Source organism: Haemophilus sp. UMB1048, assembly GCF_030218125.1.
Lineage (GTDB): Bacteria > Pseudomonadota > Gammaproteobacteria > Enterobacterales > Pasteurellaceae > Haemophilus_D.
This window is the reverse complement of sequence record NZ_JASOPB010000008.1, coordinates 67810-81918: the sequence shown is the minus strand read 5'-3', so window position 1 is coordinate 81918 and position 14109 is coordinate 67810. Positions and strand designations below refer to the sequence as shown.

At 39.0% G+C, this 14109-nt stretch carries 9 protein-coding genes; 6 read left to right on the top strand and 3 right to left on the bottom strand.

The features are described from left to right. Positions 1–19 precede the first annotated feature (19 nt). Positions 20–2626, top strand: a complete 2607-nt coding sequence (topA, locus tag QP437_RS08445; protein ID WP_285267548.1) for a type I DNA topoisomerase — start codon at positions 20–22, stop codon at positions 2624–2626. A gap of 1 nt (position 2627) precedes the next feature. After that, the gene (locus tag QP437_RS08440; RefSeq protein ID WP_285267547.1) at positions 2628–3188 is read left to right on the top strand and encodes a TIGR00730 family Rossman fold protein; all 561 of its coding nucleotides are present in this window, start codon (positions 2628–2630) and stop codon (positions 3186–3188) included. Between the two features lie 36 nt (positions 3189–3224). On the opposite strand, the gene QP437_RS08435 is transcribed toward QP437_RS08440, so the two are convergent. From QP437_RS08435 to QP437_RS08425, 3 genes are all read right to left on the bottom strand, one after another. Further along, a complete protein-coding gene (locus QP437_RS08435; protein WP_336620760.1) occupies positions 3225–4043 on the bottom strand; it encodes a DUF4198 domain-containing protein in 819 nt (272 codons plus the stop codon). A 213-nt stretch (positions 4044–4256) separates the two neighbouring features. Continuing rightward, entirely contained in the window at positions 4257–5180 is a 924-nt protein-coding gene (uspE, locus tag QP437_RS08430; RefSeq protein WP_070775884.1) for a universal stress protein UspE, read from the bottom strand. Between the two features lie 137 nt (positions 5181–5317). Continuing rightward, the gene (locus tag QP437_RS08425) at positions 5318–6091 is read right to left on the bottom strand and encodes an FNR family transcription factor (RefSeq protein WP_197546707.1); all 774 of its coding nucleotides are present in this window, start codon (positions 6089–6091) and stop codon (positions 5318–5320) included. A 424-nt stretch (positions 6092–6515) separates the two neighbouring features. Between QP437_RS08425 and mukF the strand changes: the two genes are divergently transcribed. The 4 genes from mukF to QP437_RS08405 all read left to right on the top strand — a co-directional run bounded on the left by mukF (position 6516) and on the right by QP437_RS08405 (position 14108). Then, the gene (gene mukF / locus QP437_RS08420; RefSeq protein ID WP_111315231.1) at positions 6516–7850 is read left to right on the top strand and encodes a chromosome partition protein MukF; all 1335 of its coding nucleotides are present in this window, start codon (positions 6516–6518) and stop codon (positions 7848–7850) included. Between the two features lie 46 nt (positions 7851–7896). Then, positions 7897–8649, top strand: a complete 753-nt coding sequence (gene mukE, locus QP437_RS08415) for a chromosome partition protein MukE (RefSeq protein WP_285267546.1) — start codon at positions 7897–7899, stop codon at positions 8647–8649. Continuing rightward, positions 8649–13166, top strand: coding sequence for a chromosome partition protein MukB (gene mukB, locus QP437_RS08410; protein ID WP_285267545.1), 4518 nt, complete (start codon positions 8649–8651; stop codon positions 13164–13166). Before mukE ends, mukB begins: the two co-directional genes overlap by 1 nt. A 69-nt stretch (positions 13167–13235) precedes the next feature. Further along, positions 13236–14108, top strand: coding sequence for a DMT family transporter (locus QP437_RS08405; RefSeq protein WP_285267544.1), 873 nt, complete (start codon positions 13236–13238; stop codon positions 14106–14108). Position 14109 lies beyond the last annotated feature (1 nt).

Sequence of the window (14109 nt, the reverse complement as noted above, 5' to 3'; positions counted from 1 at the left end):
TTATATTTTAGGTAAGCAAATGAGCAAATCTTTAGTGATTGTGGAGTCGCCAGCCAAAGCGAAAACCATCAATAAATATTTAGGTAGCCAGTATGTGGTGAAATCCAGCGTAGGGCATATTTGTGATTTGCCTACTGCAGGGAGTAGCACAGGCGAGAAGGCTAAACCCGTTTCCACTAAAGGATTAAGTGCGGAAGAAAAAAACAAAATTAAAGCAGAAAAAGACCGTGCGGCCTTAGTGAAACGTATGGGAATTGACCCTTATCATGATTGGAAAGCCAATTACCAAATTCTACCTGGCAAAGAAAAAGTAGTAGCTGAATTAAAATCCCTTGCTAAAAAATCTGATCATATTTATCTCGCAACCGACTTGGATAGAGAAGGAGAGGCTATCGCGTGGCATTTACGTGAAGTCATTGGTGGCGATGATAGTCGTTTTAGCCGCGTTGTATTTAATGAGATTACTAAGAAAGCGATTGAAAAAGCGTTCCAGCATCCTGCTCACATTAATATGGACCAGGTTAATGCTCAGCAAACTCGTCGTTTCTTAGACCGCGTGGTAGGCTTTATGGTGTCGCCATTATTATGGAAGAAAGTGGCGCGAGGTCTATCAGCTGGACGTGTGCAATCTGTTGCCGTGAAATTGGTGGTAGAGCGTGAACGTGAAATCAAAGCATTCCAACCAGAAGAGTTTTGGGAAATTGAAGCACTAACCCAAACGACCAAGAAAGAAGACTTGCGTTTGGATGTGGTGCAATATAAAGGCAAGAAGTTTGAGCCGAAAAATGAAAAAGAAGCACAAAGTGCGGTCGATTTCTTAAATAAGTCACATTACGTTGTCACAGATTTAGAAACAAAACCAACAGGTTCTAAACCAAGAGCTCCATTTATTACTTCAACCTTACAACAAACTGCAAGCACGCGTTTAGGTTTTGGAGTGAAGAAAACCATGATGTTGGCACAACGTTTATATGAAGCCGGTTACATTACTTATATGCGTACTGACTCTACTAACTTGAGCCAAGATGCATTAAATATGGCACGCTCTTATATCGAAAGCCATTTCGGCAAAGATTATTTACCTGCTAAACCGAATTTCTATTCGAGCAAAGAAAATGCACAAGAAGCACACGAAGCGATTCGTCCTTCTGATGTGAAAATGCTCGCGGATCATTTAAGTGGCATGGATAAAGATGCTGTACGTTTGTATGATTTAATCTGGCGTCAATTTGTAGCCTGCCAAATGCCTGCTGCACAATATGACAGCACAACCGTCACTGTAATGGCTGGTGATTATGAATTGAAAGCCAAAGGCCGTATTTTACGTTTTGATGGTTGGACAAAAGTCTTGCCACAATTAGGTAAAAATCCAGAAGACCAAATTTTACCGGCTGTGAGTTTAAACGAAACATTAGCACTAAAAACAGTTTCGCCAAGCCAACACTTCACTAAACCGCCCGCTCGTTTTACTGAAGCTGCCTTGGTTAAAGAATTGGAGAAACGTGGTATTGGTCGTCCTTCGACTTATGCGGCAATTATTTCAACTATTCAAGAACGTGGCTATGTGCGCATTGAAAATCGCCGTTTCTATGCCGAGAAAATGGGTGAAATCGTTACTGATCGCTTAAATCAATCTTTTACTGATTTGATGAGCTACGATTTCACTGCCAATATGGAAAACGTACTAGACCAAATTGCGTCCGGTGAGAAAAATTGGAAGGCTGAGTTAAATCAATTCTTCAAAGATTTTTCTACCCAACTTTCTACGGCTGAATTAGATGAGTTAGAAGGTGGAATGAAGCCGAATAGCCTTGTGCTCACCGATATTGATTGCCCAACTTGTGGCCGCAAAATGGCGATTCGCACAGCAAGTACAGGTGTCTTCCTTGGTTGTTCAGGTTATGCATTACCACCAAAAGAGCGTTGTAAAACGACGATTAATCTTATTCCAGAAGCTGAATTATTAAATGTGCTAGATGAGGCTTCTGAGACCAAAGCCTTAATGGATCGTAAACGTTGTCCGAAATGCGGTACCGCGATGGATAGCTATATCATTGACCCACATCGTAAATTACATATTTGTGGTAATAATCCAAATTGTGATGGTTATTTGGTTGAACAAGGTCAATTCAAAATTAAAGGCTACGATGGTCCGATTGTAGAATGTGATAAATGCGGTGCTGATATGCATTTAAAACTCGGTCGTTTTGGTAAATATATGGGCTGTACCAACTGTGATAACACCCGTAAGATTTTGAAAAACGGCGAAGTTGCACCACCAAAAGAAGAGCCGGTTCATTTCCCTGAACTGAAATGTGAAAAATCTGATGCGTATTTTGTATTACGAGATGGGGCAAGTGGCGTGTTTATGTCAGCACATAACTTCCCGAAATCACGTGAAACACGACCAGCAAAAGTGGCGGAATTAGCGCTTTATCGTGATCGTTTACCGGAAAAATTACGTTATTTAGCGGATGCGCCACAAAAAGACCCTGAGGGTAATGAAGCCATTATCCGCTTTAGCCGTAAAGAAAAACATCAATATGTGACATCTGAAAAGAATGGCAAAGCCACAAAATGGATTGTGGATTATATTGATGGAAAATGGGTAGAACGGAAAAAGTAGAATGAACATCACGGTTTATTGCGGTGCCAGTTTAGGTCATGATTCTGCCTATCAGGCTGCCGCAAAAAAATTAGGAAAATGGATTGCTGATGGTCAACATACTTTAGTCTATGGTGGCGGAAAATTGGGATTAATGGGCGTGGTTGCAGATACTGTACTTGCTCATCAAGGCAAGGTAATTGGCATTATTCCTCAATTTTTACAAGACAGAGAAGTTGCACATCCTAATTTGACCAAGACCGTGGTTGTTGAAAGCATGTCTGAGCGAAAAAATAAAATGATTGAGCTCGGTGATGCTTATATCGCTTTGCCTGGCGGACCTGGCACTTTAGAAGAGATTGCTGAGGTGATTTCTTGGGCACGAATTGGGAAAAATAATAATCCTTGTATTCTGTTTAATGAAAAGGGTTATTTTGATTCACTAAAATCCTTTTTTAGCCATATGGTGAAAGAAGGCTTCTTTACTCAAGGTGATTTTGAGAAGATTTTATTCTCGAATAATCTTCAAGAAATCGAAACCTTTATTGAACATTACCAACCTCCAGCGTTAAGAACATATTAAAAAAGTGCGGTTAAATTTGACCGCACTTTTTTATGATTAATGATGATGTTCTGGTTTTGGTGGGAGTTTAGCTCTAGCTTTACCAACAGGGAGAATTAACGTCGCGTAATTCGCTGAATGTTGACAAACTTTTTGATCTTCAAATGGTTCTTTATGAATCACTTTAAGTTTCCAAACGCCTTCAATTAATGGAATAAAGTTAACTTTACCTTCTTTGTCTGTTTTACCAGAAAAGGCTTGCGGCTCACGGTGAGATGTTGCCGCTTCCATATCTTTTACAACAAATGTATCAGAGGTTGCGATAATCGTTTCGCCTGCAAGTGGTTGGTCTTTATAGAAAATCTGAACAGGGAAAGCTTCACCAGCTTTAATTGTTTTCGGATCTTTAAGTGGCACGATTTCAAGTGGTAAACCGAGGCGTGTCATTGCCATATCTGCATTTAATGGTTTTTTGCCCACTACAGTAAAGGCTTTACCAAACATTTGAGTTTGTTCGCAATAGAATGCATTTGGTGTGCCTTGTAAGTTATCCATTTTCCAACCTTCATTATTTTGTGACCAGAAAGTTGGTTTATAAGTAGCTGTTACCCAATATGAACCGTCTTTTAACGGTTTTTCTGATTGATATTGGTAGTTTTCACCTTTTTGTACTAATGTTTGCATTTCACCATCTTGATTGATGAGTTCCATCGGTGGAAAAATCGCGAGACGTTTTTCAGGAATTTTTTCAACGTAGGGGTAGTCACCATAAGCTAAATCAGCTTTTAAAACGCTATTAGAAGCAAGTTGTGTTGGTGTTGCAACCCAAACTTCATGTGCTTGCGCAAGCGCAGAGAAGCCAAAGTAGTGCTGCAATTAATGTTTTTTTCATTGTCTTTCCTTTTTAATAATAAATCAATTTATAGAAAGTCTTCGATAGGGCGGACGAGTATAACGAAAAAGAAATGATGAGACGAATAGAAAAAGTTGATTTTGTGAGGAACTTCACATTTTTTTAACAAAAAAGTGCGGTCAATAAAACGATTGTTTTTCTGACCGCACTTGTTTTAAATAAAAAGCTAAATAGGCTTATTTTTTAGATGGTTTAATGGCTAATAAATTGCAGCTTAATTTACTAATTACATGTTCAGCCGTATTACCTAATAACGCTGCAGATAAACCCGTTCTTCCCACTGTACCTAAAATCACTAATTCAGCTTCAATTTCTTTCGCCACTTCAGGAATCACCTCTTCAGGGAAACCTTCGCGTACATGGGTATGATCTTCATCAATACCAAATTTTTGACGTAAGGCTTTCATATTGATAAGGTGTTGGCCACGAATGCCATTTTCATAACCTGAAGTATTAAATTCTGGTAAATCAATCGCCATATTAATTGGCGCAACAGGGTAGGCGGCTACCAAATGTACATTACCACGGTTTAAGTTCTCCGCTAAGTTCATTCCTGTTGAAACTAACTCTTGGTTGAATTCATCTTGATATTCCTGTTCACCCGATACATTCACGGCGACTAAAATACGGCGTTGGTGTTTCCAGTCACCATCACGCACCATTAATACTGGAATTGGACATTTACGTAATAATTGCCAATCTACAGGTGTGAAAATCAATGAAGTGAAGCTTTCTTCATCTTTGGTGTATTTTACAACGAGATCATATTGATTTTTTTCAACTTCTTCACGAATTGCATCCGCTTCATTGCTACTCCATACAATGTGTGATTCAAATTCAATTTCTGGATCTGCATATTTATCTAAATAAAATTGTACAGCTTGACGTTGTTGTTCAACGGCTGTTTTATGCATTTCGCTGCGTTCTTCAGAAGAAAGAAGGGCTGACATCTCATACGATAAGTCATAAACACTCAAAAGGGTGGTGATTTTTACCTTTGTTTCATTTTGCTGTTCTTTAACAAGACGAACGGCACGAGCTAGAGCATATTGTTTTTCGTTATCAGGATTGAGTACAACAAGAATATTATTAAATTTCATAAAACCTCCAAGATATGAGATATCAATAGGATAGAAAAGATTTTAAACGATGACAAGAACCGATTATCAAAAAAGTGATCTCGTGCAAGTTTTTTTGTTTCAAATGTTAAAAAAGCGTGAAAACTCACGCTTTTAATTTATTCTGCTAATTGGATTTTGGTTTTATGTACACCGGTTAAATCAATCAATGCATTAATATCATTAATAGTAATGTATTTACCTTGAACAGAGAGTACATCCAATTTTTGGAAACGACCAAGTAAACGACTGATGGTTTCAACAGTTAAACCAAGATAGTTACCGATATCACTACGGGTCATAGTTAAGCGGAATTCTTTCGCTGAGAAACCACGAGCAGAATAACGTTTTGATAGATTATGGATAAATGCCGCTAAACGTTCTTCAGCATTCATTTTAGACAGTAATAAAATCATTTCTTGATCGCTTTTGATTTCACTACTCATTAAACGCATAATTTGCTGACGAAGTTTAGGCATTTTTCCAGATAAGTCATCTAAGATATCAAATGGAATTTCACATACCATGGCGGTTTCCAAAGCCTGTGCAAAACTTGGATGTTGCATATTTGTGATTGCATCAAAGCCCACTAAATCACCAGGTAAGTGGAAAGAGGTAATTTGTTCTTCACCGGCTTCGCTAATGGTATAAGTTTTAATGGTTCCAGAACGAATCGCATAAATGGAATTCAGTGTATCACCGGCTTTAAAAAGGACTTGAGATTTTTGGATAGGTTTTTTACGCTCGATGATATTATCAAGCTGATCGAGCTCATGTTCGTTCAATGTGAAAGGGATACAAAGTTGGCTAATACTGCAATCTTGACAATGGATTGCACAACCACCTGATTGAACTCTGCGTCCTGATTTGGTTTCTGAAACGAAATTCTTCATTTATTCCTCAAATCGATAAATATAGTGTAAAATTGATCTAACGCAATTATTCTACCACTAAATAGTCAATTTCAGAAGTTATCAAAGAGCAAATCAATATGGCTGCAGAAAAATTAACCAAAAAACGTTTAATACAAATTATTATCATGCTGATTATTTTAGTCAGTGCATTCGTTTGGCGATATCTATTGTAATAAGTGCGGTCAAATTTTTGATTGTTTTGATAAGATAAAAAGAGCCACAAATTTGTGGCTCTTTGTTTTGAAGATAACATCTATTTATTAATCTGTTTATATCGCAGATTAGCCACATATAATCTTGAAAGATAAAAAGTTCGGTCAATTTATAAGAAGATTTCAAGAACGATAAAAAATCCTGTATAATCTCAGAAATTTTTTGTTCAATTTTAAGCTTTTGTAACCGAATGATCGAAACCTCACAAACCATTCCTGAACTCGTCTCATGGGCGAAAGAGCGGGAATTTTCGTTAAATCTGCCAACAGAGCGCTTAGTGTTTTTGCTGGCAATCGCCATCTATAACAACGAACGTTTGGACGGTGAGATGCTAGAAGCCGATTTAGTGGATATTTTCCGTCATACAGCCAATGCCTTTGACCAATCAACGGACGCGATTGCCACCCGTGCCAATAATGCTATCAATGAATTGGTGAAACAGCGTTTTCTTAACCGTTTCAGCAGTGAATTTACTGAAGGGCTTTCTATTTATCGTCTCACTCCACTGGGTGTTGGCGTATCAGATTATTATATTCGTCAGCGTGAATTTTCCGCGTTGCGTCTTTCTGTACAGCTTTCTATTGTGGCTGATGAAATTCAACGTGCATCTGATGCAGCAGAAGAAGCTACAGCAAAAGGGGAGAATGAGCACTTTTGGCGCCGGAATGTTTTCGCTCCGTTAAAATATTCAGTCGCAGAGATTTTCGATAGTATCGATTTATCACAACGCGTGATGGATGAAAATCAACAAAGCATTAAAGAAGAAATTGCCAATTTACTTACCAAAGATTGGCAGGCGGCAATTTCTAGCTGTGAACGTTTATTAGATGAAACCTCAGGCAATTTACGTGAGTTACAAGATACTTTAAATGCAGCAGGTGATAAGTTACAGGCTCAACTATTACGTATTCAAGATTGTGTAATTGGTCATGATGAGCTGTATTTTATTGAACAATTAATTACTGATTTACAATCCAAGCTTGACCGCATTATTAGCTGGGGACAACAAGCTATTGATTTATGGATTGGTTATGACCGTCACGTGCATAAATTTATCCGTACCGCCATTGATATGGATAAAAACCGTGTATTCTCACAACGCTTGCGTAATTCTATCCATAGCTATTTCGATCATCCTTGGTTCTTGTGGACTGCTCAAGCGGAACGTTTGGTCGATCTGCGTGATGAAGAAATGGTATTACGTGAAGATGATGCATTGGGTGAATTACCTGAAGAATTGCAATATGAGTCTTTGGCTGATTTACATGATCAAATCGTAGAGCATATGCAAGGCTTATTAATTCAATACCGTGAAAATAATCGTCCAATTGATTTAAGTTTAGTCTTAAAAGAACAATTAGAAGCTTATCCGCTTTCCCGTCATTTTGATGTGGCACGTATTATTGTGGATCAAGCAGTGCGTTTAGGTATGGCAAATGATGATTTAGCCGGTCTTTATCCGCAATGGCAGGAAATTAACGATTACGGCGCAGAAGTGCAAGCGCATGTGATTGATAAATATTAATTCCGTGGCTTACCCAAAAACGAATTCATAAAATGAGAAATTAACCATGACAGATATTCAAGATGTAATTTCCCCGAAATTGGCAAATGCCATTGCGAATCCTATTTTCCCGACAGTGGATAGCTTATTGCGTTCAGGTTGTCATATCAGCACAGATCAATTAGATAATCATGCTTTTTTGATGGATTTCCAAAATGAGTTAGATGGCTTTTACCGCCGTTACAACGTGGAATTAATTCGTGCACCGGAAGGCTTTTTCTATTTACGTCCAAAAGCGACGACGTTAATTGCCCGTTCAGTGCTTTCCGAATTAGAAATGTTAGTAGGGAAGGTACTTTGCTATTTATATTTAAGCCCAGAACGTTTAGCACAGCAAGGTATCTTCAGTACACAAGAAGTCTATGATGAATTACTGAATTTAGCAGACGAAGGCAAATTATTGAAAGCCGTCAATCAGCGCTCTAGTGGTTCGGATTTAGATAAACAAAAATTATCTGAAAAAGTCCGTGCGGCGATCGGTCGTTTACGCCGTTTAGGCATGATCCATACCGTGGGTGAACAACATAGCGGTAAATTTACGATTTCAGAATCAGTCTTCCGTTTCGGTGCTGAAGTGCGTTCCGGTGATGATCCGTTAGAAGCGCAAACTCGCTTAATTCGTGATGGGGAAGCGGCAACACTGCAATCTCTCGAACTCGAAAAGCAAGCAAAAGCGGCAAGTCATGCTGATGATCTCGATGATGAAGAAAGTGCGGTCGAAATTGATGAAGAATTTGATGATGCAGGAGAACAAGAATAATGTCTGATGTATTAGAACTTGAAAACGAAATCTATCAAGACGAACCTGAGCAATCAACCGAACAGGTTGAAGAAGAATTTATTGCTCCTGTATTAAACCAACATAATGGAGTAGAACGAGGTAAATTCCGTTCACTCACCTTAATTAACTGGAATGGTTTCTTCGCCCGTACCTTTGATTTGGATGAATTGGTAACCACACTTTCCGGTGGTAACGGTGCCGGTAAATCCACAACCATGGCGGGTTTTGTCACAGCATTAATTCCAGACTTAACCTTATTGCATTTCCGTAATACCACTGAGGCAGGCTCGACAGGCGGCTCTCGTGATAAAGGCTTACACGGTAAATTACGTCCAGGTGTGTGTTATGCGGTATTAGATACTATCAATTCCCGTCACCAACGAATTCTCGTAGGTGTGCGTCTACAACAAATTGCGGGTCGTGATAAGAAAGTGGATTTAAAAACCTTCTCGATTCAAGGTGTAGAATTGTCCTTAAATCCAACCGCACTTTTCACCGAAACAGTCGGTGAACGTCAAGCGCGCGTGCTCAATTTAAATGAATTAAAAGACAAAATTGAAAATCTTGGTGCACAATTTAAACAATATCATTCCATCACCGATTATCACAGCATGATGTTTGATTTGGGGATTATTCCAAAACGCTTACGTAGTGCTTCAGACCGTAGCAAATTCTATAAATTAATCGAAGCTTCTTTATACGGTGGTATTTCCAGCGCTATTACCCGTTCTTTACGTGATTACTTATTGCCAGAAAACCTTGGTGTGCGCAAAGCCTTCCAAGATATGGAAAGTGCGTTACGTGAAAATCGCATGACCCTTGAAGCAATTAAAGTTACCCAATCTGACCGTGATTTATTCAAACATTTAATTACCGAAACCACTAATTATGTGGCATCAGATTATATGCGTAATGCCAATGAACGCCGCGGCAATATCGAAGCGGCTCTAGGTTTCCGTCGTGATTGGTATAAAGCAAAAGCTGAGCAAGAGTTATCACAACACCGCTTAATTGACTTAAGCCGTGAAGCTGCAGAATTGGCAGAAAATGAACGTACTTTAGAAGTAGATCACCAAAGTGCGGCAGACCACTTGAACTTGGTATTAAATGCGTTACGTCATCAAGAAAAAGTATCGCGCTATCAAGAAGATGTGGCTGAACTTACAGAAAAATTAGAAGAACAAAAAATGGTTGTGGAAACCGCAACCGAACAGCTTGAAGAAAGCCAAGCACAATTTGAGCAAACGGAACTTGAAATTGACCAAGTACGTGCGCAACTTGCGGATTATCAACAAGCATTAGATGCACAACAAACCCGTGCATTGCAATATCAACAAGCAATTGCCGCGCTTGAAAAAGCGAAAACCTTATGTGGTTTAGCGGATTTAAGCGTGAAAAATGCGGAAGATTACCAAGCTGAATTTGCTGCCCATGCTGAAAGCCTTACCGAGCAAGTGCTTGAGTTAGAACATAAAATGTCTATTTCTGAAGCGGCTAAATCACAATTTGATAAAGCCTATCAGTTAGTGTGCAAAATTGCTGGTGATATGCCTCGTTCAAGTGCTTGGGAAAGTGCTAAAGAATTATTGCGTGAATATCCAACACAAAAAATTCAGGCACTACAAACTCCCCAATTACGCTCGAAATTACATGAGTTAGAGCAGCGCTATGCTCAACAACAAAGTGCGGTTAAATTATTGGCTGATTTTAATCAACGTGCTGATTTATCTTTAGAAACTGCTGATGAACTTGAAGCATACCACGCTGAACAAGAAGAACTCATTGAAAGTTTGAATGAAGAACTTTCAGAGCAAGTAGAAAACCGTTCAACCTTACGTCAAAAACGTGAAAGTCTGACCGCACTTTACGAAGAAAATGCTCGTAAAGCACCGGCTTGGTTGACTGCTCAAGCCGCTTTAGAACGCTTACAAGAGCAAAGTGGTGAAACCTTCGAACATAGCCAAGATGTGATGCATTTTATGCAATCACAATTGGTGAAAGAACGTGAGCTGACTATTCAACGTGACAATTTAGAGAAGCAACGTCAACAATTAGATGAGCAAATTTCTCGTTTAAGCCAACCAGATGGTTCTGAAGATGCTCGCTTGAATGTGCTTGCAGAACGCTTTGGCGGTGTATTGCTTTCTGAATTGTATGATGATGTTCCAATTGAAGATGCACCTTATTTCTCAGCACTTTATGGTCCAGCTCGTCATGCTATTGTTGTGCGTGATCTCAACACGGTACGCCAACAATTAGCTAATTTAGAAGACTGTCCGGATGATTTATATTTAATCGAAGGTGACCCAAATGCCTTTGATGACAGCGTACTTTCAGCTCAAGAGCTTGAAATGGGCGTTGTGGTGCAAGTGTCTGATCGTGAATTGCGTTATTCAAAATTCCCGCAAATTCCATTATTTGGCCGTGCTGCACGTGAAAAACATTTAGAAGAATTACAAGCTAAACGTGATGAAATTGCGGAAGAATACGCACAAATTGCCTTTGATGTACAAAAATGTCAACGTTTACACGAACACTTTAGTCAATTTGTTGGCTTACATCTAGCGCTTGCATTCCAACCAAACCCAGAAGAGGTGATGGCGGAAATCAATCAAGAACGCAATGAAATTGATCGCGAGCTCAATCAATTCTCAAGCACCGAACAACAAATTCGCATTAAATTGGATAATGCCAAAGAAAAAATGCAATTGTTGAATAAGTTAATGCCGCAGCTTAACTTGCTTGCTGATGAAGAATTACTTGATCGCATTGAAGAATGCCGTGAACAATTAGATATTGCAGAACAAGATGAAAGCTTTATTCGTCAACATGGCGTTGCGTTGTCACAATTAGAGCCGATTGCCAATACCTTACAAAGTGACCCAGAAAACTATGAGCGCTTAAAAGCTGATTTAACCCAAGCGGTTGAACATCAAAAACAAGTACAACAACGTGTATTTGCTTTAGCGGATGTGGTGCAACGTAAAAATCACTTTAGTTATGAAGATGCTGGGCAAGCAGAAACATCAGAGCTTAATGAGCAACTTCGTCAACGTTTGGAACAATTACAGGCACAGCGTGATGCTCAACGTGAACAATTACGTCAAAAACAAAGCCAATTTGCACAATACAACCAAGTATTTATCCAATTGCAAAGTTCTTATGACAGTAAAAATCAATTGTTAAAAGAATTAATTGCTGAGATTGGTGAGTTGGGCGTGCGTGCTGATGAAGGGGCAGAGGAACGAGCGAGAAATCGCCGTGATGAGTTGTATCAACAACTTTCAACCAGTCGTCAACGTCGTTCTTATGTTGAAAAGCAATTAACGCTTATTGAAAGCGAAGCGGATAACTTAAATAAACGTATTCGTAAAGCAGAACGTGATTATAAAACTCAACGTGAATTGGTTGTTGCAGCGAAAGTCAGCTGGTGCGTGGTTCTCCGTTTATCTCGTAATTCCGATGTGGAAAAACGACTCAATCGTCGTGAATTAGCTTATTTATCTGCTGATGAATTACGTTCAATGTCGGATAAAGCCTTAGGTGCGTTACGTACTGCGGTGGCAGATAATGAATATCTCCGCGATGCATTGCGTATTTCTGAAGACAGCCGTAAACCAGAAAATAAAGTTCGCTTCTTCATCGCTGTATATCAACATCTTCGTGAACGTATTCGTCAGGATATTATTAAAACTGATGATCCGATTGATGCAATTGAGCAAATGGAAATTGAGCTTAATCGCTTAACTGAAGAATTGACTGGCCGTGAGAAAAAATTAGCGATCAGTTCTGAAAGTGTAGCGAATATTATGCGTAAAACCATTCAACGTGAACAAAATCGTATTCGCATGTTGAACCAAGGTCTACAAAATATTGCTTTCGGTCAGGTAAAATCAGTACGTTTAGTCGTCAATATTCGCGATACACATGCTATGTTGCTTGATGCGCTGTCAGGTAAACAGGAAGAATACCAAGATTTATTCAGTGATAATCGTATTACCTTCTCTGAAGCCATTGCGAAACTTTATCAACGTATTAACCCGCATATTGATATGGGCCAACGCACAGCACAAACTATCGGTGAGGAATTATTAGATTACCGTAATTACCTCGAGTTAGAAGTTGAAGTCTTCCGTGGTGCAGATGGTTGGTTACGTGCTGAAAGTGGCGCATTATCGACAGGTGAAGCAATTGGTACGGGGATGTCAATCCTACTAATGGTAGTTCAAAGCTGGGAAGAGGAAAGCCGCCGTATTCGCGGTAAAGACATCGTACCATGTCGTTTACTATTCTTGGATGAAGCTGCACGTTTGGATGGTAAATCTATTTCTACCTTGTTCGAACTTTGCGAACGTTTGGATATGCAATTACTTATCGCAGCGCCAGAGAATATCAGCCCTGAAAAAGGCACAACCTATAAATTGGTGCGTAAAATCGCCGGCAACCAAGAGCAAGTTCATGTGGTTGGTTTGCGTGGCTTTGGCGCAACAGAGTAGTTTTTTAAAGCGGTCAACGCAATTGGCCGCTTTTTTCATTGTTATTTTTATGAGAATTTAGGACAAATTATGCACAACCTTATTTTAGCCATTCTATGTAGTGTTGCCGTATCGGTGTTACTCAAAGTTGCACGCAAAAAAAACATCATTATTGAACAAGCAATAGCGTTTAACTATATTGTCGCTATTTCATTAAGTTATTTCTTACTCAAACCTGATTTCAAAGGATTAGAATTTACCGAATATTTAGCACAAAGTGATAGCACTCCTATTTTCCTAGCGTTAGGTATTTTATTACCAACCGTATTTATCATTATGTCTAAAGCCGTTGAATTTGCGGGCATTGTGCGTTCAGATGCCGCACAACGCTTATCGTTATTTCTACCGATCGTTGCCTCTTTTATTATCTTCCATGAAACCTTAAGCCAGCCTAAAATCGTTGGTATTATCTTGGCATTCATCGGTTTATTCTGTATTTTGAACAAATCGAATGAACAAAGTGCGGTCAGTTTTAAAGGTATTTTAGGCTTAATCGGTGTTTGGTTTGGTTATGGCACCATTGATATTTTATTTAAACAAGTGGCTAAAAGCGGGGGAGCATTCCCAACCACATTATTCATTGCTTTCTCATTAGCCGCTTGTGTCATGTTCCTGTATTTATTCCTAAAACGCACTCAATGGACTGTGCCAAGCTTTATTGGTGGAATTATTTTAGGTGTATTGAATTTCTTCAACATCCTGTTTTACATTAAAGCACACCAAAGCTTCGGACAAAACCCAACTTTAGTTTTTGCGGGAATGAATATTGGTGTGATTTGTTTAGGCACCATCACCGGCGCATTTTTCTTTAAAGAAAAAATCAGCAAAATCAACTGGTTTGGTATTCTTATCAGCCTTTCAGCAATTTTCTGTTTATATTATTTAGATAAAATTTTGGCTTAAT